A 22,051-nucleotide genomic window follows, 5' to 3' on the forward strand; every position below is an offset into this window, starting at 1 on the left:
CAGCTGTCGATCAAGGCCAAGGACAACGTCGAGCAGCAAGAAGCCATGCAGTCCCTGCGCAGCGAAACCACCAAGGAAGGCGCCGGCACCACCAGCCTGGGCGCCCTGCTGAAGGCCAAGCTGGACCAGAACAACGGTTAAGCCCGTTTGTTCTCACACAACACCCGTCGGCCAGGCTTCGGCCTGGTTCTTCGGGGGTTGTGATGAGCGTGGCAACACCTCTCGGTGTTGAAAGCCCTGGATCCTGGTCCTGCCAGGTTGAAGGGGCTTTTTGCTGATGCTCATCACAGCCTTAGATTCTCCGCCCTGCCCCTATGACCCGTTCCGATCTCGTGGCCAGACTGGCCGAGCGCTTTGGTCAGCTCACCCAGCGTGACGCCGAATTCGCCGTCAAGACCATCCTGGACGCGATGTCCGAGGCGCTAGCCAGGGGCCACCGCATCGAAATCCGTGGTTTTGGCAGCTTTTCGATCAACCGCCGACCACCCCGCATGGGCCGCAACCCACGCTCGGGCGAACAGGTGCTGATCCCCGAGAAGCTGGTGCCGCACTTCAAACCGGGCAAGGCCCTGCGCGAAGGCGTGGATAAGGTGGATACTGTCATCCAACAAGACACACTCAAGAGCTGAACACCCTCATGCGAGCACTGAACTGGTTGTGGCGCGGCCTGCTGTTCTTCGTCCTGTTCGCGTTCGCGCTGAACAACCAGCATCTGGTGGAGCTCAAGTGGTTCCTGGGTTACAACTGGCAGGCCCCGATGGTCTTCGTTGTGCTGGGTGTGTTCGCGCTGGGCTGCGTCACCGGCGTGCTGGCCATGCTGCCAAGCTGGTGGCGCCATCGCCGCGATGCACGCAACCGCGCCTTGTTGCTGCCTGAACCCGTCGTCAACAGCAAGCAAACTGTCACCCCCAGTCCATTTGACAGCGGCCCCAGCACCCGTTCCGGTCCACCCACACTGCCGGCCGAACTGCCCTTCCCGCCGGACATGCCCGCGCCGCGCAAGCCAGCCAAGTGATTGGCCACGTCATTGGCAAACTGATCGGCGCCTCACAGGCCTAGCCCTCATCGCTCATGGAATTCGACCTCTACTGGCTGCTGCTGGCCTTCCCCTTTGTCTTCCTGCTGGGATGGACGGCCTCACGCCTGGACCTGCGTCAACTCAAACGCGAAGACCGCGCCTCACCTCAGGCGTACTTCAAGGGCCTCAACCTGTTGCTCAACGAACAACAGGACAAGGCCATCGACGCCTTCATCGAAGCCGTTCAGCACGATCCGGACACCTCGGATCTGCACTTCGCGCTGGGCAACCTGTTCCGCCGTCGCGGCGAATACGAACGCGCCATCCGCGTGCACCAGCATCTGCTGGCCAGGGCTGATCTCAAGCGAGAAGAGCGTGAGCGTGCACAACACGCGCTGGCGCATGACTTCATGAAGGCCGGCTTGTTCGACCGTGCAGAAGAAGCCTTCAAGGCTCTCGAAGGCACCGCCTTCTCGACCGATGCCCGCTTGGCACTCCTGTCGCTGCACGAACGCTCGCGCAACTGGCACCCGGCCATCGATGTGGCGCGGCAGCTGGAAGCGGCAGGTACAGGCTCGTTCTCGCAACGCATGGCCCACCACTGGTGCGAAGTGGCGCATGAAGCCGACGCCCGCGGACGCAGTGAAGAGGCGCAACAAGCCCTTCAGCGCGCCCGTGAAGCCGCCCCTCAGGCCGCCCGCCCACTGGTCATGCAAGGCCAGCGACTGGCTCGCCAGGGTCTGCACGACAAGGCCTTGCGCGTCTGGGACGACCTGATGGTGATGCAACCTCAGGCCTTTTCGCTCATTGCCATGGACTACGCCAAATGCGCCCAGGCCTGCGGCGAGGGCAAGGCAGCGCTGGACAAACTCCAGGGCTTGTACACCCAGGTGCCCTCCGTGGATGTCCTGCACGCGCTCAACAGCCTGCAGGCAGATCCGCAAGCACGCCGCCAGGCCCTGATGGCCCACATGGGTGCACAACCATCGTTGTCCGCCGCACAAGGCCTGATCCGCGAACGACTGATCACACATGTGCCGCTGGATGAACCCGAGATCGAACTGATGCAGCAGGCGCTGGCCACTGCCGCCAAGCCGCTGCAACGCTACCGTTGTGCGGCATGCGGGTTTGAAAGCCAGCACTACTTCTGGCAGTGCCCCGGCTGCCAGGGCTGGGACACCTACCCACCCCGGCGCCTGGAAGATCAGTGAGCCTCGTGCATCGGGCCCTGATGCATGTGGTTGTGCTTCATGGCCGGCTGAGCGCCTGAGGTCGCACCGGCCGCCGGCGTCATGGTCATGGAGCCCGATCGGACGGGCACCTTGACGTCCTGCGTCAGGCTCTTGCCATCAGCCGTGCGCAGCTTGAGCGTGAGCGCCACTTCATCGCCGTCTTTGAGTTGCTGCTTGAGGCCCATCAGCATGAGGTGATGGCCGCCCATGCCGGGGCGCAACTCGACGGTCTGGCCTGCGGGCAATGGCAGCGATGCCACGGCCTGCATGCGCATCACATTGCCATCCATGGCCATCTCGTGCAGTTCGCTGTCAGCGGCCACCGTGGTGCTGAAGCCCACGAGTGTCAGCGGCTGCGAGGCCGTCAGGTTCATGAATCCCCCTGTGCCGGACTGGCCTTTGACGGTGGCCCGGATCCAGGCGTTGTCCACCTTGATCACACCAGACACCGTCGAGGCTGCGCCCTTCACGGGGCGCTGGTCAGCGGCATGTGCAGAGAGGTCAACACCGGTCAGCCCACACAGCAGGGACGCGACACACACAAATCGTACAGATGTGAAAAACATGCTTGCCTTCTAGCCAATAGGTAGCGGGAGTCAAACTGTACACCTCAGGCATACCCTCAATGCGAACGCTTGTTCACTCACTATGATGCCCGCACAAATTCACAACTCAGGGGATCCTCATGAGAACCGCATCGTTCAATGTGGTGGCGCTGGCTTGCGCCACGCTCTTTCTGTCGGCCTGCGGCGGTGGCAGCGACAGCGCCTCCAGCAACAGCAGCAGCCCGGCTTCAGCCGGGCGAGCCACGGCCCAGTCGATTGTCCCGGTCACGGTCAATGACACCGTGATCATTGTTTACCTGCCCTTTGGCAGCGCAGGCAACACCGTCGCGTTCAAGACCACCACAGGCAAGGCCGTCTACCTCTACAAGAGCAATGGCACCACCAAGGTAACCTCCCTGGATGACCTGCCCATCGGGCTGGCCACCCACGCCTGGACCAGGAATGCCAATGCAACGGGGCACCTTCGGGTACGCTTCAACCCAGGCGTGTACCGACTCAAATCGGGTTGGGTCTGGCCGGTAGAGGCCTCTGGCCACAGTGCCGCCAGCCAGCTCGTGCTGGAACAAAATCCCGGCACCTCTGGCGAAGTCGCCCTGCTGGGCTCGGAGGCCGCATCGGCCACGTACAAGGCCTCTGCGGGCAAGATCACGTTGACCACCTCGATCAATAAGCCGTTTGAACAACTTTGGGCCGAAGGGGGCCGCGCCATCCGCGCGCGCACGCCCAATGTCGGCTCGTATTTCTACGTTCGCGCTGGCGCCCAGGGTTGGCCAGCCAGCGCCACCGACCCCACCGTGGTCGACGCACTCAATGGCAGCACGGTATCGCGTCAGGCCTTCCAGGCAGACCCTGCCGGCTACCAGGCCCTGGCCGCCGTCAAGAGCGCGAACGACAACAATGCGGTGGTCATGATGATGGACAGCTGGCAGGTCACCAAGCACCGGGTGGCCGAGCTGGACAGCCAGGGCCAACGTGTCAGGCTGTCGCCCGCTTCGTATTGGCCGCTGGGTGCCAACGGCCCCGGCGAGCGCTATTTCATTGAAAACACCCAGTCCGCGCTGGATGCGCCCGGCGAGTGGTACTGGTCAGGCGCATCGAGCACAGGCACGCTTTACTACATTCCTTCCGCGGCCAAGGATGGCGCCAAGGTCTCGTTCGAGATCCCTCGGGTCAGCAAGCTGCTGGCCATCCAAGGCGCCGTGGATGCTGGCAAATGGGCTCAGTACATCCAGTTCAGCGGGCTGAAGTTCCGTTATGCCAAGGCAGACATGCCGGCAGCTGGCTATGTGGATGCGCAGGCCGACACCGGCGTCTCGGCAGCCATTGAGCTCAACGATGCGCGCAACATCGAGTTTGCCAATTGCGAGGTGTCGCACACCGGTGGCTACGGCATCTGGCTCAACAGCCGGGTCCAGGCCGTGACGGTGTCGGCTTCGGAGTTGTACGACCTGGGTGCTGGCGGCATCAAGGTCGGTAAGAGTCGCCCGGCCCAAGTATTCGAAGCGGACTGGGCCGATGTTCGCGATACCAATTCGACGGGGCAAAACGTTGTTCAGGGCAACCGCATCCACAGCCTGGGCCACGTCTACCCTGGTGCCATCGGCGTGTGGATCGGGCGAAGCTCGAGCAACAAGGTTGTGGGCAACCTCATCAAGGACACCACCTACAGCGGCATCTCTGTAGGCTGGACCTGGGATGCCGGCCCCACGATGGCATCGGGCAACCAGATTCAAAACAACTTCCTCTACAACATCGGCCAACACGCCCTGGCTGACATGGGGGGCATCTATTTGCTGGGCCGCGCGCCCAACACCGTGGTGTCGGGCAACGTGATCAAGGAGGTTCGCTCCTTTGACGGTTACGCCTATGGCGGCAACGGCATCTACGCCGATGAGGGCTCGTCCGAACTGAAGGTATCGGGCAACATCGTGCTGGGCACCGATGGCAGTGGGTTCACGCTGCACTATGGCGAAGACAACGTGGTGAGCGGCAACGTCCTGGCCAACATGGCCCCCGTGTTCGGCATTGGCAAGCGCAATGGCAGCAGTGCGGCCGTCCCACTGACCATGGACAACAACCGCTTCCTGCCCACCAGCAACGCCATGATCGGCTTGTCGACCGACGAGACCCTGGTGGCCGGCCGCGGCACGAGCAACCCGACCTGGGTGCCGACAGCGCCGGTCCTGACCAACAACAAGGTCGGCAGCCAGTATCTGCCTGCAGGCACCAGCCTGGCCATCCCGACGTCCATCTGCACCGGTTGCGCCGCCAGCGCCGTGACGGTCACCGACACGGCGGCCTTGAAGGTGCCCAGGATCAGTGACATGACGCTCACCGAAGGCCAGAACATCGCCTCATCGTGGGACACCGTCGCCTTGTCCAGCACCACCTCGGCCGCACGCCTCTGGGCGGCCAAGACCCAGGACGTGCCACTCAAGGTCATCGACTTCCGTGCCAGCCAGTGGCCGCTCAGCACCACCAACCTCAGTGGCTGGCAGGTGATCGCCCAGCCCGGCAAGACGGTGGACGTCAACGACACCACGGTGCCCGTCAGCATCCAGAAGGACACGGACGGTACACAGTTCCTGGCGCTGGCCGACACGGCTCGCACCGACTTCGCCTGGGAGCCCTACATCCAGAGTTGGTTGAGCTACGCCAGCGGCACAGCCAAGGTGAGCTTCACGGCCCGCTTTGACGCGAACACCAACCTGTCGCATGTGTGGCGCTCGGACGATGCGGGCACCACCGTGGGGCCCGCCATGTCCATGGTGGCGCGCGGCACCGGTGTGGACGTGATCGTCAACGGCACCACCTTGATGTCGGTGCCGACCGGCACTTGGGTCAGCTTCGACGTGACCTCACCCATTGCGCCCAACTCGACCTGGGCCTTGAGCGTCAACGTTGCGGGCAAGGTGAGCACGTTCACCGGCCAGCCGCAAGGCCACGCACAGTGGGCTTACCTGGGCCCGATCCTGTTCATCTCCAACGCCAATACCAGGACGACAACGGCCATCAAGTCGATCAGCGCCGTCAAGTTGTAAGCAAGCCGGGGCTGGCCGAACCAAGGGCGCAGGCCAGCCTCAACCGAGTTGCAACACGCGCCGGTACTGAATGGCCTCGGCCATGTGCGCCTGCAAGATGGCCTCCGAGCCGGCCAGATCCGCGATGGTGCGCGCCAGTTTAAGCACACGGTGGAAGGCGCGGCCAGACCACCCCAGGCGCGCGCACGCTGCCTGCAGGAAAACCGATGCAGCCGGCGCCGCCTGCGCATGCTCGTCCAGCAGGCCACCGGCGAGGTCCACATTAAGCACGCCTTGCCGCGCACGCTGGCGCTCACGCGCCTGCGACACGCGCGCTGCCACCACGCTGCTGGCTTCGCCGTCCGGGCTGTTGGCCAGGACATCCGGCGCCACGGCGGGCACCTCGATCTGCACGTCCACGCGGTCCAGCAAGGGCCCACTCAGACGCGCCTGATAGCGCGCCACCTGGTCGGGCGTGCACCGACAGGCCTTGAGCGGGTTGCCGAAATGGCCGCATGGGCACGGATTCATCGCACCAATCAACTGAAAGCGCGCCGGGAAGTCATGCCGGCGCGCAGCACGGGCAATCGTGATGTGCCCGGTCTCCAGCGGCTCACGCAGGGCCTCCAGGGCCGCGCGCGGGAATTCGGGCAGTTCATCCAGGAAGAGGATGCCGTGGTGCGCCAGCGAAATCTCACCCGGCCGGGGCGGCGAGCCCCCACCGACCAGGGCCACGGAGGACGCCGTGTGGTGCGGGCTGCGCACCAGGCGCTGGCGCCAGCGTTGCGCATCAAAGCAAGCAGCCAGGCTGAGCACAGCCGCAGATTCCAGCGCCTCGTCGTCCGTCAGGGAGGGCAGCAAACCGGCAAAGCGCTGGGCCAGCATGGATTTGCCGGTGCCTGGCGGCCCGACCATCAGCAAGCTGTGCCCCCCTGCCGCCGCCACCTCAAGCGCCCTTTTGGCCGCGGTCTGGCCCTTGACCTCCTTGAGATCGGGCACGGTCACGGTAGAGGCAGCAGGCTCATTGGCCTTGGCCCGCACCAGATCGGCGCCGTTGCCTTGGCCGTCCGGGCGCAGGGCTTCCACCACCTCCATCAAATGCGCCGCACCGTAAAGCCGCACCCCCTCCACCAGTGCAGCCTCGGCTGCACTGGCTTGTGGCAGCACCAGTCCACGTGGTCGCGCGCCCCCAGCGGCGCGGCGAAGCGCCAGCGCCATGGGCAATGCGCCCCGCACCGGCCGAAGTTCGCCCCCCAAAGACAACTCGCCTGCGAACTCCAGCTCAGCCAGCCGCGCAGGATCCAGGTGCCCCATGGCAGCCAGAATGCCCAGCGCAATAGGCAGATCGAAGCGCCCGGATTCCTTGGGCAGATCGGCTGGCGCGAGGTTGACGGTCACCCGTTTGTTAAAAGGGAACTCCAGGCCGGAGTTGCTCAGCGCAGCCCGCACCCGCTCTCGCGCCTCCTTGACCTCGGTGTCGGCCAGGCCAACGAGCGTGAACGACGGCAAACCGTTGGCCAGATGCACCTCCACGGTGACTTCGGGGGCCTTGAGCCCATCCAGGGCGCGACTGTGAACGATGGCCAATGACATGTCTGCAATGCTTCATTTCGGGGATTCGACGAATTTTGCCGAGTGGTGAAATATCCCGCGCCCCCCGAAAGGGCCCCACCAATGGGCGCCCTGCGTCACTACGCCTTTGCCAAATGGCACCAATGCAGTGCGCACAACCGCGTGCGCCGTGACAAATGAACGGCGGCGCACAAGGTTCGTGCATCAAGTCATCGCAGCCGCCAAGTCGGTGCATCCATCATGGCTCGTCTTGGACTGCTCACCGATTTGGCGCGCTGGCACAGATCATGCAGACATGACCTTGTCTGAATTTTTGCCAACCTCACCGGAGAACCAACCATGAAAATGGTGACCGCCATCGTCAAGCCCTTCAAGCTTGATGAAGTGCGTGAGGCCTTGTCTGCCATCGGCGTCCAAGGCATCACCGTGACCGAAGTCAAAGGCTTCGGCCGCCAGAAGGGCCACACCGAGCTGTATCGTGGCGCGGAATACGTGGTCGACTTCCTGCCCAAAGTGAAGATCGAAGCCGCGGTCGACGAGTCCATCCTCGACCGCGTGATCGAAGCCATCGAGTCGTCTGCCCGTACCGGCAAGATCGGCGACGGCAAGATCTTCGTGACGTCGCTGGAGCAGGTAATTCGTATCCGTACCGGTGAAACCGGCAAGGACGCGCTCTGATCCTCGGCCTTCAAGCCTGACCCCACCTCCCTTTTGTGGCCCACACACCTGATAGGTGTGCGTGCTGTAGCTCACCTATCTCTCGTATCCAAGAGGCAACTTCATGAGAAAGCTCATTGCGTCCCTCGCGCTGGGGCTGGCCGCCTTCGGTCTACTGGGCGTTTCGCACGCTCAGGACACCGCGGCGTCCGCGCCCGTAGCCGCTTCGGCTGCCGCTGAAGCCACTGCACCTGCATCGGCACCCGATGCAGCCCCCGCTGCGGAAGCAGCCGCATCGGAAGCAGCGCCTGCCGCTGCCCCGGCCCCCGTCCCCAACAAGGGCGACACCACCTGGATGATGGTCTCCACCCTGCTGGTGATTCTGATGACCGTGCCCGGCCTGGCCCTGTTCTACGGCGGCCTGGTGCGCAGCAAGAACATGCTGTCCGTGCTGATGCAGGTGATGGTCACCTTCTCGCTGATCGTCGTGTTGTGGTTCGTTTACGGCTACAGCCTGGCTTTCACCGAAGGTAACGCCTTCATCGGTGGCCTGGACCGCCTGTTCATGAAGGGCGTCTGGGACAACGCGGCCGGCACCTTCGCCAACGCTGCCACGTTCAGCAAGGGCGTCTACATCCCCGAGATCGTGTTCGCTGCCTTCCAGGCCACGTTCGCCGGCATCACCTGCTGCCTGATCGTCGGCGCCTTCGCTGAACGCATCAAGTTCTCGGCAGTGCTGTTGTTCATGGTGCTGTGGTTCACCTTCAGCTACGCCCCGATCGCGCACATGGTCTGGTTCTGGATGGGCCCTGACGCTTATGCCTCCAAGGATGTGGTCGACGCCATGAATGGCAAGGCCGGTCTGATCTGGCAATGGGGCGCGTTGGACTTCGCAGGCGGTACCGTGGTGCACATCAACGCCGCTGTGGCTGGCCTGGTTGGCTCCTACATGGTCGGCAAGCGCATCGGCTACGGCAAGGAAGCCTTCACCCCTCACTCGCTGACGCTGACCATGGTTGGTGCCTCGCTGCTGTGGGTGGGCTGGTTCGGCTTCAACGCCGGCTCTGCCCTGGAAGCCAACGGTTTCGCTGCCCTGGCCTTCATCAACACCTTCGTCGCCACCGCAGCCGCTGTGCTGGGCTGGTGCCTGGGTGAAGGTCTGCTCAAGGGCAAGGCTTCGATGCTGGGTGCCGCTTCGGGTGCCGTGGCCGGTCTGGTTGCCATCACGCCTGCTGCTGGTAACGTCGGTATCGGCGGTGCCGTGATCATCGGCCTGCTGGCTGGTCTGATCTGCCTGTGGGGTGTGACTGGCCTGAAGAAGCTGCTGGGTGCAGACGACTCCCTGGACGTGTTCGGCGTGCACGGCGTCGGCGGCATCTTCGGTGCCCTGGTGACCGGCGTGTTCAACTCGCCCAACCTGGGTGGCCCCAGCGCCGTGGCTGACTGGACGACGGTGGCGATGATCGCCCCTGGCGACTACTCGATCGGCGCCCAGGTGCTGACTCAGGCCAAGGCTGTCGGCCTGACCATCGTGTGGTCGGCTGTGGTCTCCCTGATCGCCTACAAGATCGTTGACCTGGTGATCGGCCTGCGTGTTCCTGAAGAGGAAGAGCGCGAAGGTCTGGACATCACCTCGCACGGCGAAACGGCGTATCACAAGTGATGACTTGCCGGGCTGGCCCACCTGGGTTACCCCGAGCCAATTCGAACAAGGCTGCCTTCGGGCAGCCTTTTTTCATGGGTGCTGCCATGAATCGCCCAAGGCTGCACAAGCAACTCGTCAAAATCCCGAGCAAACAAACTTGCCACTTGAATAAGCGCGCAGGCGCCCCGAACTTGCTACGATTCCGCTCAAACACCCTTACAACATCCCTGCTCCACCATGGTCCCCCACCTGATCACCGCGCTGACCGGCCCCATCAATGAACTGGAGCAGCGCATGCTGGAGTCCGTGCCGGCCATCGAGCGCTGGTTCCGACTCGAATGGATGGAGCACACGCCACCGTTCTATACCTCCGTGGACTTGCGCAATGCGGGATTCAAGCTCGCCCCGGTGGACACCAACCTGTATCCAGGCGGCTTCAACAACCTGACGCCCGAGATGCTGCCGCTGGCTGTACAGGCTGCCATGGCCGCGATCGAAAAGATCTGCCCGGAAGCGAAGAACCTGTTGCTCATTCCGGAGAAGCACACGCGCAACACCTTCTACCTGGCCAACGTCCAGCGCCTGGTCCAGATCTTCACAACGGCTGGCCTGAACGTCCGACTGGGCACCTTGGACGAGACCATCACCGCGCCTACCGAACTGGCACTGGCAGATGGCTCGACCTTGACGCTCGAACCGCTGGTGCGCACCAAGCACCGCCTGGGTCTCAAGCATTTCGACCCTTGTACGATCCTGCTCAACAACGACCTGTCTGCAGGCATCCCGGATGTCCTGAAAGATCTGCACGAGCAATACCTGTTGCCGCCACTGCACGCGGGTTGGGCGGTGCGCCGCAAGAGCCAGCACTTCGAGGCCTATGAAGCCGTCGCCAAGAAGTTCGCCAAGCTGTTGGGCATGGACCCTTGGCTCATCAACCCCATGTACGCGGTGTGCGACGAGGTCAACTTCCAGGAAGGTACGGGCTCTGAATGCCTGCAATCCCAGGTGGACGCCCTGCTCAACAAGATCCGCCGCAAGTACAAGGAATACGGCATCAACGAAAAGCCGTTCGTCATCGTCAAGGCCGACAACGGCACATATGGCATGGGCATCATGACCGTGCGCGACGCCAAGGAGATCGTCGACCTCAACCGCCGCACACGCAACAAGATGTCGGTGGTCAAGGATGGCCAGGAAGTCAGCCGCGTGATCATCCAGGAGGGCGTGCCCACCTATGAGCAGATCAACGATGCCGTGGCCGAACCCGTGGTCTACATGATCGACCGCTATGTGGTGGGCGGTTTCTACCGCGTGCACGCTGATCGCGGCATCGACGAAAACCTCAACGCCCCTGGCTCCAGCTTTGTGCCACTGGCCTTTGCCGAACAGACGCAGTTGCCTCGTCCCGGCGTCAAACCTGGCGTCAGCGCACCGAACCGCTTCTATATGTATGGGGTTATCGGACGCCTGGCCATGCTGGCGGCCAGCTACGAGCTGGAAGCAACGGACCCCAACGCCGAAATCTACAACTGACGCAAGAGCCTGGACGCCACAGGCTTCACGCCATCACTGTCGCAACGCAGCAAAAAGTGAGCGGAACGAGCGCAAAATGGGCGTTCTGTTGATTCGCGCTCATTTTCCGTGCAACACAGCTCCAACGCCAAGCTCAGTGGCTCCCAACTGGCCGCCCTCACCCTCGGTGCCATCGGCATCGTCTATGGCGACATCGGCACCAGCCCGCTGTATGCCCTCAAGGAAGTCTTCGCCCACGGGCATCTGCCGCTGACGCCGGAAAACATCTACGGCATCTTGTCGATGATGTTCTGGACGCTGACCGTGGTGGTCACGCTGAAGTACGTCACGCTGATTCTGCGAGCCGACAACAATGGCGAAGGTGGCCTGATCGCCATGCTGGCCCTGGCCTCGACGGCCGTGAAGGACCGCCCCGCCCTGCGCAGTCGCCTGCTGGCCATCGGCATCTTTGGTACGGCGATCTTCTTTGGTGACGGGGTCATCACACCCGCAATCTCGGTGCTGTCTGCGGTGGAGGGCATGGAGGTGGCCGCACCCGGGCTGGAGAAGGCCGTCGTGCCCGTCACGCTCGTCGTCTTGACCCTGTTGTTCATGGTGCAAAAGCACGGCACGGGCGGCATCGGCAAGTTCTTCGGCCCCATCACCGTGCTGTGGTTCGCCGTGTTGGCGGTTCTGGGCGTCGTGCACATCGCAGACAACCCCGCCGTGCTGGCCGCCATGAGCCCGCACTATGCCTTGAGCTTCATCTACAACCACCCCCATCTGGCCTTCGTGGCACTGGGCGCCGTGATTCTGTGCGCCACGGGTGCAGAAGCCCTGTATGCCGACATGGGCCACTTCGGCAAACAGCCTATACGCCTGGCTTGGTTCGGCCTGGTGATGCCTTCGCTGGTTCTGAACTACTTCGGTCAGGGCGCCATGTTGCTGGCGCACCCTGAAAACGTCGAGAACCCCTTCTTCGAGATGGCCCCGCATTGGGCGCTGTACCCGCTGGTAGGCCTGGCTACCTGTGCCACGGTGATCGCGTCGCAAGCTTTGATCTCTGCCGCCTTCTCGGTCACCAAGCAGGTGATCCAGCTGGGTTACCTGCCTCGCTTGCGCATCCTGCACACCTCCGAGAACGAAACGGGCCAGATCTACATTCCCTTTGTGAACTGGGCGCTGTACGGCTGCATCGTGATGGCCGTGATCTTCTTTGGCTCCAGCGGCAAGCTGGCGGCGGCTTACGGCATCACCGTGACCATCGACATGCTGATCACGACCGTGATGACCTTCTTCGTGATCCGCTTTGCCTGGAAGCTGTCGCTGCCGCTGTGTATCTTTGCCACCGGCTTCTTCTTGTTGATCGACCTGGCCTATTTCGGCGCCAACGTGATCAAGGTGATCGATGGCGGCTGGTTCCCCTTGTTGATCGGCTTCATCATGTTCGGTTTGATGATGACCTGGAAGGAAGGCCGTGCGCTGCTCAGTGAACGCCTGCGCTCGGATGCGATTGACCTGCACCCCTTCCTGGAAGCCGTGTTCTCCAGCCCCCCTCTGCGTGTCAGCGGCACGGCCGTCTTCCTCAATGCCGATGCGGGCACCACGCCCAACGCCCTGCTGCACAACCTCAAGCACAACAAGGTTCTGCATCAGCAAAACCTGTTTGTCACGGTCAAGTCGCATGAGGTGCCCTGGATCAAGCAAAGTGAGCAGCTCGAAATCGAATCCCTGGGCAATGACTGCTGGCAAGTGATGCTCCACCTGGGCTTCAAGAACGAGCCGGATGTGCCGGCAGCGCTCAAGCACCTCAAGGAACATGGCGTGATCCTTGATGACATGGAAACCAGTTATTTCCTGTCGCGCGACATCGTGATCCCCACCATCGGTAGCGGCATGGCGCCATGGCGCGAGAAGCTCTTTGCGAGCATGCACCGCAATGCTGCAGGCGCTGCCGACTTCCTGAGCCTGCCGACCAACCGTGTGGTCGAACTGGGCTCCAAGGTCGAGATCTGAGCACTCACGACACGCCCGGCCCTCACCTGCTGCGGGATCTGTCTCCTGCAGCCGTGTCGGCGGGGTTCGTGGCCACGCTGGTGGGCTTCACCAGCACCATTGCCCTGATTTTTCACGCCGCACGCTCTCTGAGCGCCACGCCTGAGCAGGTCAGCTCCTGGGTGCTGGCGCTGGGCATCGGCATGGGCCTCACCACGATCGGCCTGTCGTTGTGGCAACGGGCACCGATTCTCATCACATGGTCCACACCGGGGGCCGCGGTGATCGCCAGTGCTGCCAGCGGTGTCTCCCTGGGCGAGGCCACAGGCGCATTCCTGGTCTGTGGGTTGTTGATGCTGCTGTGTGGCGTGACAGGCTGGTTCGAACGCATCATGGACCGCATCCCCGTGGCGTTGGCCTCGGCGCTGCTCGCTGGCATCCTGGCCAAATTCGCGCTGATGGCCTTTGCAGGTGGCAGCACGCATCCGGGCCTGGTGGTGACCATGTTGCTGACCTATCTGGTGGGTAAACGCTGGTGGCCACGTTATGCGGTGCTGGGCGTGCTGATAGTGGGCACCGTCGTGGCGGCATCCCAAGGCCTGCTCAACACACATGAACTCAAGCTGGACTGGGCCAGGCCCGTGTGGGTGACGCCGCAGTGGTCCTGGCATGCGGTGATCGGCATGGGCCTGCCGCTGTTCATCGTGACGATGGCGTCACAGGCTGTGCCCGGCGTGGCGGCCATTCGCGCGTCAGGCTATGCCGCCCCCGTGTCGCCGCTGATGAGCTGGTCTGGTATGGCCACGCTGCTGCTGGCGCCATTTGGCGGCTACACCTTCAACCTCGCCGCCATCACAGCTGCCATCGTGCTGAGCCCGCATGCGCATGCAGACAAGGCCAGGCGCTACACCGCCGCCGTGATGGCCGGGCTGTTCTATATCGCCATGGGCGTGCTGGGCGCCGCGGTCGCTGGCCTGCTCAATGCCTTCCCGTCAGCCCTGATCATGGGCGTGGCTGGCATGGCCTTGCTGGGCACCATTGCCAGCGGGCTCGCTGCATCGCTGCGTGAAGACCGCTTCCGCGAAGCCGCGCTTATCACGTTTCTGGTGACGCTGTCGGGCATCACGCTATTGGGCGTAGGCTCGGCCTTCTGGGGCCTGGTGGCTGGCACGCTGACCCTCTTCGTGGAAAACTTCCATACTCGCCCAGACCAGGACATCGACACACCATGAAGCTCCTCTTCGTTGCCGACCCGCTGCACACCTTCAAGACCTACAAGGACAGCACTTTCGCGATGATGCGTGAGGCGGCCTCGCGTGGGCACGAGCTCTGGGCTTGTGAGCAGCCTGACATCGTCTGGCAACGCGGCGGGCAGGTGCAGGCCAAGGCGCGGCGCATCACGCTGACGGGCGACGAACACGACTGGTTCATCGAACAGGAAGCCGCTGAAGTGGTGCTGGCCAGCATGAATGCGGTGCTGATGCGCAAGGACCCGCCCTTTGACGCCGAATACCTTTACACCACGCACTTGCTGACCCAGGCCGAGCGCGAAGGCGCCAGGGTGTTCAACAAGCCGCAGGCCCTGCGCGAGCACCCTGAAAAGCTGGCGATCCTCGAATTCCCGTTGTACATAGCCCCCACCTTGGTGACGCGCAGCATCGAGGCGGTTCGCGCCTTCCACGCCACGCACCAGGACATCATCCTCAAGCCACTCGATGGCATGGGTGGCGCCGGCATCTTCCGCGTGAAAGACGATGGCTTGAACCTGGGCAGCATCGCCGAGACGCTGACAAAGGACGGCCAGCAAACCATCATGGTGCAGAAGTTCCTGCCCGCCATTGCCCAAGGTGACAAGCGCGTGCTACTGATCGACGGTGAGCCCGTGCCTTATGCGCTGGCCCGCATCCCGCAAGGTGGCGAAGTGCGTGGCAACCTGGCGGCCGGCGGCAAAGGTGTCGCTCAAGCCTTGAGCGAATCAGACTGGGCCATTGCACGCCATCTGGGCCCGATCCTGGCCGCGCGCGGTCTGCTGCTGGTAGGCCTGGACATCATCGGCGAGCAACTCACCGAGATCAACGTGACCAGCCCGACCTGCTTTCAGGAGATCACGCAGCAGACTGGCTGGGACGTGGCCAAACGCTTCATTGACGCACTGGAAGCGAAGCTCCAGACGCAGGCCTGATCACAGCGCGCCTGGCCCCGTTGCCTTGAACTGCGAGCCAAAGCTGTTGAGCAACCCAAGGCGATTGGCTTCAAACACGGCCTCACTGCGCGAATGCACGGCCAGCTTGCCATACAGCTTCTTGATGTAGGTCTGCACCGTGTGCACGGTGATGCCTTGCTGGCGCGCGATCTCTGCGTAGGAAAAGCCCCGCGCGATGAACTCCAGCACCTCCTGCTCGCGGCGGCTGAGCACGATGGCCACTTCCACATCGGCTGACGAGGTGTTCAACACCGATTCCGGCGACGGACTCGATGCAACTGTGCTGGCCACACCGGTCGCCCCCTTCACCACGGATGGCTGCATGCGTCGCAGCAGGTGCCGCGCAATCATCGGCGAAATCGGTGAGGCACCACGCTTGACTGCCAGGAGGGTTTCAGCGATGTCGGCGGCCTCGTCGTCCTTGTGCACATAGCCCACGGCACCTGCCTCGATGCTGGCCAGCACATTGGCCTCGTCACCGAACATGGACACCACCAGCATGTCGCATTGCGGCCAGTGCTGGCGCACGTCTCGCATCAGCTCCAGCCCGCTGCCATCGGGCAGACCCAGATCGACCAGCAGCAGATCGGCCGTTTCCTGCTCGAACCAGGCACGCGCGGGCGCCAGCGTGCCGAACGATGCCGCCAGTTGCAATTGAGGATGCCCCCTCACGCAGGATTCCAGAAAGGTACGGGTGGCCTGGTTGTCTTCAACCAGCACCACGCGCCAGACTTCGTGTGTTGCCAATGAACTCATGCTGCGGAGGATAAATCAAGGTGCTTGTCGTGCGACATGGGCAGGATCAAGCGCAGTTCGGCGCCACCTTGCGGTGTGGTGAGAAATTCGATGCGAGCGCCGATCACGCTGGCCCTGCCACGCATGGTCTGCATGCCCTGCCCTTCTTCTCCATCGCCACGCCAGCCTCGCCCGTTGTCGATCAGACTGACCTGCAGGTGATCACCGCAGTCTTTGGCCGACAAGGTCAGGCGCGTGGCACCCGAGTGCTGCAAGACGTTGGACAAGCCTTCAAACAGGATGTACTGCAACTGCCGCAAGGCCGGGGCCTGCCCTTGTGGCCAGGCGGGCAGATCGGTCACATCCCACACCAGCTCCAGGCCAGCGGCCTTGAGGCGAGGCGTGATACGAAAGCGCAGGCTGGCCAGCAGTCCCACCACATCACCTGGCGGGAGGGACAGCGCATCGATCGACAGCTTGAGTTGGTCCAGTGAATCTCGCAAAGTCTGGGTGACCAGGTTCAGGTCCACTGGCTGGCTGGGGGGAGATTGCAATTGACGCAGCGCAGATGTCAAGTGCGCCCCGACGCCATCGTGCATGTCCTGCAGGATGCGGCTGCGTTCGGCAGACACGGCCTGTGCACGCTCCAGTTGCGCCAGGCGCTCGAAGCTTTCACGCAGCGCCACCTCACGTTGGGCCAGGGTGTCGGCCAGGCTGCCATTGAGGCGATTGAGCGCCCGGCGTGATCGACCATAGTCACCAGCCAGCACGTAGAAGATGCAACTCATCATCACGGGGCTGATGTAGGGCAGCAGGTAGATCGTGTCAAAGGGCAGCAAGTTGACCTGGAAAGCCAGGTCATGGGCGGCAGCCGGGATCAGCAAGGCACAACCACCCAGAAACCACTCCCTGTCACGCCGACGATGGCGGATCAGCCAGTAGATCGACTGCACCATGCAGACCATGAAGACGGTGTACACCAGACAAAAGGCCCGGGCAAAGCCTTCGACAGAGAAGTCGAAGTAAGTCCAGACTGGCGTTGCCGAGATCAAGACCAGCACGAACGCCTCAAAACGCCGCGATCGGCGCCCGGCAAATCGCCTGAAGAACAGGCTCATCAACAAGGCCGACCAGACCATGGTGATGAAAGCGCCGCGCTCCCAGATCGCCGCCGGCAGAAAGGCCCGTGAGGCAACCCAAGCGGCATTACCCAGGCTCCAGAGCATGGCCGCTGCACCTTGAAAGCCGATGGCGCCCAGATCGGGATCACGCCACCACACGATGACCATGAAGACCCCCAGCGCCAGCATGGCGATGTTGGCGAAGTAGGTGCCATCCACCTGGGCCATGGTGCGCCACTTGTAAGGCTCCTCCAATTGAGCCAAAGGCCCCACGGTGATCGGCGCCAGGCCATCGCGGCTGACATAACCACTCACCACCTTGATCTGAATGAGGTTTTCACCTTCGCGCCAGACGTTGACGGGCACCTGCACCAAGGCAGGCACGTACCAGTTTCGGGTGACGGGGTCCGACATGGAGCCCGAATAAGCCATGGGCATGCCATTGACCCAGACCTGCGCGTTCATCACAGCCCGGGGCAAATACACAGCCCAGATGCCAGCAGGCGCCTGTGGCAGGACGACCCTGAATCGATACCACATGGCGCCGCGGTAGCCGGGATGGGTGGCGCTCCAGCGATGAGGCAGCTTCACATGCAGCCAGGGTGCCTCCTGGTCTGGCGGGGTATCCGATCCAGGCAGGATGCAGGCCTCGTCGAGTTGGGCAGGCCGATCGAGCGTCACGGTTACAGCAGGCGCCGAACCGAACAGATGGGGCCGGCTCGCTGGCGCCCCAGGGGGCGCTGCGGCCCGGTCGATCACGGCGGCGTGTTCATGCAACATGGGCGACGCAGCCACGGCCATGCCTGCCGAACCCAGCACACACCCGATCAGCCCGAACAGGCACCAACGCAGGACCATCCAAACAAGCATGTGCGCATTGTCGCGCGAGCGGCGACAATAGCGGGTTACCGACACCCCCTCGATCAGGCCCCGTGCAGACCCGCGCATCTCGAACATCACGCGCGAGGCCCCTGGAGGCCCTGAATCGACCACTGGATTTCACATGGCTGTATTGACCCTGAGCAACGCCTGCCTGGCATTTGGCCACGTTGCCCTGCTTGACCACACCGACTTCGCCCTGGAAACAGGCGAGCGCGTCGGCCTGATTGGCCGCAACGGCACAGGCAAATCCTCCCTGCTGAAGATCATGGTGGGCCTGGACAAGCTCGATGATGGCCAGGTACAGGTGCAAAAAGGCATCGAGCTGGCCTATGTGCCCCAGGAGCCCACATTCACCGATGGCGCCACGGTGGAAAGCACCGTCAGCGAAGGCCTGGGCGACATCCGCGAACTGCGCGAACGCTTCGAAGCCCATGCCGAAGGCGACGACCTGGACGCCCTCATGACCCAGATCGAAGCCCGCAATGGCTGGAACTGGGAGCAACGCGTTGAAGAAACCCTGCAGCGCCTGCACCTGTCGGCCGATCTGCCGATCGCCAGCCTGTCGGGCGGCATGAAAAAGCGCGTGGCCCTGGCCCGTGCGCTGGTGGCCAGTCCCGATGTGCTGTTCCTTGACGAACCCACCAACCACCTGGATCTGGACGCCATCACCTGGCTGGAAGAGTTGCTGGTCGACTTCAAGGGCAGCATCGTGCTGATCTCCCACGATCGGGCCTTCCTGGACAACGTCTGCACCCGCATCGTCGAACTCGACCGCGGCATCCTGCGCAGCTACCCCGGCAACTTCGCGGCCTACCAGGGCCTCAAGGAGCGCGAACTGGCCGACGAAGCCCTGGCCAACGCCCGCTTCGACAAGCTGCTGGCGCAAGAAGAAGTCTGGATCCGCAAGGGCGTGGAAGCCCGCCGCACGCGATCCGTGGCACGCATCAAGCGTCTGGAAGGCCTGCGTGATGCACGGTCCTCACGCCGTGATGTGGTCGGACGTGCCCGCATGGAGGTCTCGCAAGGTGATCGCAGCGGCAAGATCGTGGCCGAACTGGAAGACGTCGGCAAGGTCTATGCGGGCCGCGCCGTGGTCAAGGGCTTCACGGGCACCATCCTGCGTGGTGACAAGGTCGGCCTGGTCGGCCCCAACGGCGCCGGCAAGACCACCTTGCTGAAGATGATCCTGGGCGAGCTGCAACCCGACAGCGGTACGGTCAAGCAGGGCGCCAACCTGAACGTCGCCTACTTCGACCAGATGCGCGACAACCTCAATCTGGACGCCACCCTGGCCGACTTCATCAGCCCGGGCAGCGAGTGGATCGAGATCAACGGCTCGCGCAAGCACGTGATGGGCTATCTGCAGGACTTCCTGTTCTCGCCCGCCCGCGCCAATTCGCCCGTGCGCACGCTCAGCGGCGGCGAGCGCAACCGTCTGCTGCTGGCGCGCCTGTTTGCCAAGCCATCCAACGTGCTGGTGCTGGACGAACCCACCAACGACCTGGACATCGACACCCTGGACCTTCTGGAAGACCTGCTGGCCGAGTACCCCGGCACCGTCTTCCTGGTCAGCCATGACCGGCGCTTCCTGGACAACGTGGTCACCAGCACCCTGGTGGCCGAAGGTGAAGGCGCCTGGCGCGAGTACGAAGGTGGCGTGGAAGACTGGTTGATCCAGTCACGTCGCGCCAAGGCGATTGCCGCCGGCAAGCCCGGTGCGGCCAATATCGCGGCCGCCACGAAGCAAACACCGGAAGCCAATACCCGCACGCCCGTGTCGGTGGCGGCTGACAGCGCCCCTGCGGCTGCTCCCTCCGCGCCTGTGGTGGCCACACCCAAGCGCAAGCTCAGCTACAAGGAACAGCGCGAACTGGACGAACTGCCGGCCCGCATCGAAGCGCTGGAAACCGAGCAAGCCGAGCTGAACAAGCAACTGGCCGACCCGGACATCTACAAGAAGGAAGGCGCCAATGTGGCCGCCATGCACGCCCGTGTGGAAGTCATCGACGAAGAGTTGATGCACCTGCTGGAACGCTGGGAACTGCTCAGCCCACGCTGAGCATCACTTCCACCCAATCAGGCCCGCATCTGTGTGGCGTGGCTGGAACCGCCTTGCGAGAAAAGCTCGACGCACGTGGCTTCGGGCTCTTCACTGCGCAGCACGGCGTCCACCAGAGGCGCCAGGCGACGCGTATCGGCACGCAGCACCCGCTGTTTGACCGACGCGATCTGAGAGGGGTGCATCGAGAAGGTGCGCAACCCCATGGCCAGCAGCAACTCGGTGAAGGTCGGATCACCGGCCATTTCACCGCACACGCTCACCCCCTTGCCTGCTGCACGCGCCTGCTGAATCGTTGAATGCATCAACTGCAGCACCGCAGGGTGCCAAGGGTCGTAGAGATGGGCCACGGCCTCATCGGCACGGTCAATGGCCAGGGTGTACTGGATCAGGTCATTGGTGCCGATCGACACGAAATCGAAATAACGCAGGAAGACGGGCAAGGTCAGGGCCGCAGCCGGCACTTCGATCATCGCGCCCAGTTCGACCTCGCCAAACGGCTTGCCGGAATCGGCCAGCTGGCGGCGTGCGTGGGCGATGTTGTCCAGCGTCTGGCGGATCTCGCGCTGGCTGGCCAGCATGGGGATCATGATCTTGACCGGGCCATGGTGCGCGGCTCGCAGCAGCGCACGCAACTGACGGCGGAACATGCTGGGCTCGGCCAGGCTCCAGCGGATGGCACGCAGGCCCAACGCCGGGTTCAACACCGATTCGTGGCGCAACTCGCTGGCCGACATGCCTTCCAGCGGCTTGTCGGCACCCACGTCCACCGTGCGGATCACGACGGGCAGGCCCTTCATGGCTTCCACGGCACGGCGATAGGCGTCGTACTGCTCTTCTTCGTCGGGCAGGTTGTCCGAACGCCCCATGAACAGGAATTCGCTGCGGAACAGGCCCACACCCACGGCACCGGATTCCAGCGCACCGGGGCCGTCTTCCGGCATCTCGATATTGGCCAGCAACTCCACGCGCTCGCCGTCCAGCGTCACGGCAGGTGTGTGCCGCAAACGGGCCAGGCGTGAGCGTTCCAGCTCGCTCTGGCGCTGGCGGAAGCGGTACTCCTCCAGCACGATGGGCGAGGGATCGACGATCACCAGGCCGGCGTCGCCGTCGATGATGATGCAGTCGTCCTGGCGGATCAGGCTGCTGGCCTGGCGGGCCCCCACCACGGCGGGAATGTCCATGCTGCGCGCCACGATGGCCGTGTGGGATGTCTTGCCGCCCACATCGGTCACGAAGCCCGTGAACACGCTGCGCTTGAAAGACAGCATGTCAGCCGGGGCGATGTCATTGGCCACGAGCACCAGCGGCTCGTCACCACCGAAATCGCGCGTAGTCCGATTGGCATCCGGCACAGCGGAGGGCTCGCCCCGGCTCAGGCTGCGCAAGAGGCGCTCGATCACCTGCTCCAGATCTGCCTTGCGTTCACGGATGTAAGGATCCTCCATCTCGTCGAACTGGCGTGCCAGCACTTCGAGTTGGGCGGATACGGCCCACTCTGCGTTGTAATGGCGCTGGCGGATCCAGTCAGCTGCGGCACCCATCAGGGCCTCGTCCTGCAGCAGCATCTGGTGCACGTCCAGCAGGGCGGCCAGTTCGGCAGGCGCATCGGCGGGCAGATCGCGCTTGAGCGCCTCAAACTCGTCGGCCACCACATCGCGGGCGGTGTACAGGCGGGCCACTTCCCCATCGATCAAGGATGAATCGATGAAAACGTGCGGCACGTCCACCCGGCTGGATGCGACCAGCACGGCACGGCCGATGGCCACGCCCCGGGAGACGGGCAAACCGAATATCTGGATGCTCATACACCCAATCCTAGCAGCGTGGACCT

The 22,051-nt window shown here is 63.4% G+C and carries 16 protein-coding genes; 11 read left to right on the forward strand and 5 right to left on the reverse strand.

Annotation, left to right across the window (positions count from 1 at the left end; all coding sequences use genetic code 11):
- The first annotated feature begins 314 nt into the window (after positions 1-314).
- The 3 genes from HY836_RS05140 to lapB are packed head-to-tail and all read left to right on the forward strand — an operon-like array spanning position 315 to position 2,229.
- Positions 315-629: an integration host factor subunit beta gene (locus tag HY836_RS05140; RefSeq protein ID WP_290674238.1), complete on the forward strand. Its 315-nt coding sequence runs from the start codon at positions 315-317 to the stop codon at positions 627-629.
- Between the two features lie 8 nt (positions 630-637).
- A complete protein-coding gene (locus tag HY836_RS05145; protein WP_290674240.1) occupies positions 638-1,015 on the forward strand; it encodes a lipopolysaccharide assembly LapA domain-containing protein in 378 nt (125 codons plus the stop codon).
- A gap of 56 nt (positions 1,016-1,071) precedes the next feature.
- Positions 1,072-2,229, forward strand: a complete 1,158-nt coding sequence (gene lapB, locus HY836_RS05150; RefSeq protein WP_290674242.1) for a lipopolysaccharide assembly protein LapB — start codon at positions 1,072-1,074, stop codon at positions 2,227-2,229.
- Here the strand turns inward: lapB and HY836_RS05155 are convergent.
- Positions 2,223-2,816 (reverse strand): copper chaperone PCu(A)C, encoded by a 594-nt coding sequence (locus HY836_RS05155; protein WP_290674244.1) that lies wholly within the window; start codon positions 2,814-2,816, stop codon positions 2,223-2,225. The two genes, lapB and HY836_RS05155, sit on opposite strands and share 7 nt — an antisense overlap.
- A 119-nt stretch (positions 2,817-2,935) precedes the next feature.
- Between HY836_RS05155 and HY836_RS05160 the strand changes: the two genes are divergently transcribed.
- On the forward strand, positions 2,936-5,857 hold the full coding sequence (locus tag HY836_RS05160) for a right-handed parallel beta-helix repeat-containing protein (protein WP_290674246.1): 2,922 nt from the start codon (positions 2,936-2,938) through the stop codon (positions 5,855-5,857).
- A 39-nt stretch (positions 5,858-5,896) separates the two neighbouring features.
- Here the strand turns inward: HY836_RS05160 and HY836_RS05165 are convergent, their stop codons facing one another.
- The gene (locus HY836_RS05165) at positions 5,897-7,429 is read right to left on the reverse strand and encodes a YifB family Mg chelatase-like AAA ATPase (RefSeq protein WP_290674248.1); all 1,533 of its coding nucleotides are present in this window, start codon (positions 7,427-7,429) and stop codon (positions 5,897-5,899) included.
- Between the two features lie 318 nt (positions 7,430-7,747).
- On the opposite strand from HY836_RS05165, the gene HY836_RS05170 reads away from it, so the two are divergent.
- The 6 genes from HY836_RS05170 to gshB all read left to right on the forward strand — a co-directional run bounded on the left by HY836_RS05170 (position 7,748) and on the right by gshB (position 15,399).
- Entirely contained in the window at positions 7,748-8,086 is a 339-nt protein-coding gene (locus tag HY836_RS05170) for a P-II family nitrogen regulator (RefSeq protein ID WP_290674250.1), read from the forward strand.
- A 103-nt stretch (positions 8,087-8,189) separates the two neighbouring features.
- Entirely contained in the window at positions 8,190-9,728 is a 1,539-nt protein-coding gene (locus tag HY836_RS05175) for an ammonium transporter (RefSeq protein ID WP_290674251.1), read from the forward strand.
- A 219-nt stretch (positions 9,729-9,947) separates the two neighbouring features.
- Positions 9,948-11,243: a glutamate--cysteine ligase gene (gene gshA / locus HY836_RS05180; protein WP_290674252.1), complete on the forward strand. Its 1,296-nt coding sequence runs from the start codon at positions 9,948-9,950 to the stop codon at positions 11,241-11,243.
- Between the two features lie 108 nt (positions 11,244-11,351).
- Complete coding sequence (locus tag HY836_RS05185) at positions 11,352-13,238, forward strand: potassium transporter Kup (RefSeq protein WP_290674253.1); 1,887 nt, start codon at positions 11,352-11,354, stop codon at positions 13,236-13,238.
- 26 nt (positions 13,239-13,264) lie between these two features.
- The gene (locus tag HY836_RS05190) at positions 13,265-14,449 is read left to right on the forward strand and encodes a benzoate/H(+) symporter BenE family transporter (protein ID WP_290674371.1); all 1,185 of its coding nucleotides are present in this window, start codon (positions 13,265-13,267) and stop codon (positions 14,447-14,449) included.
- Complete coding sequence (gshB, locus tag HY836_RS05195; protein WP_290674254.1) at positions 14,446-15,399, forward strand: glutathione synthase; 954 nt, start codon at positions 14,446-14,448, stop codon at positions 15,397-15,399. Before HY836_RS05190 ends, gshB begins: the two co-directional genes overlap by 4 nt.
- Here gshB and HY836_RS05200 read toward each other — a convergent pair whose 3' ends face one another.
- Both HY836_RS05200 and HY836_RS05205 read right to left on the reverse strand, forming a co-directional pair.
- The gene (locus HY836_RS05200) at positions 15,400-16,176 is read right to left on the reverse strand and encodes a response regulator transcription factor (protein WP_290674255.1); all 777 of its coding nucleotides are present in this window, start codon (positions 16,174-16,176) and stop codon (positions 15,400-15,402) included. It lies immediately after the preceding gene.
- Entirely contained in the window at positions 16,173-18,146 is a 1,974-nt protein-coding gene (locus HY836_RS05205) for a hypothetical protein (RefSeq protein WP_290674256.1), read from the reverse strand. Before HY836_RS05205 ends, HY836_RS05200 begins: the two co-directional genes overlap by 4 nt.
- A gap of 133 nt (positions 18,147-18,279) precedes the next feature.
- On the opposite strand from HY836_RS05205, the gene HY836_RS05210 reads away from it, so the two are divergent.
- Positions 18,280-20,217, forward strand: a complete 1,938-nt coding sequence (locus tag HY836_RS05210; protein WP_290674257.1) for an ATP-binding cassette domain-containing protein — start codon at positions 18,280-18,282, stop codon at positions 20,215-20,217.
- Between the two features lie 17 nt (positions 20,218-20,234).
- Here HY836_RS05210 and ptsP read toward each other — a convergent pair whose 3' ends face one another.
- Positions 20,235-22,025 (reverse strand): phosphoenolpyruvate--protein phosphotransferase, encoded by a 1,791-nt coding sequence (gene ptsP / locus HY836_RS05215; RefSeq protein WP_290674258.1) that lies wholly within the window; start codon positions 22,023-22,025, stop codon positions 20,235-20,237.
- Positions 22,026-22,051: the final 26 nt, after the last annotated feature.

It is taken from the genome of Aquabacterium sp. (assembly GCF_016234775.1).
GTDB lineage: Bacteria > Pseudomonadota > Gammaproteobacteria > Burkholderiales > Burkholderiaceae_C > Aquabacterium.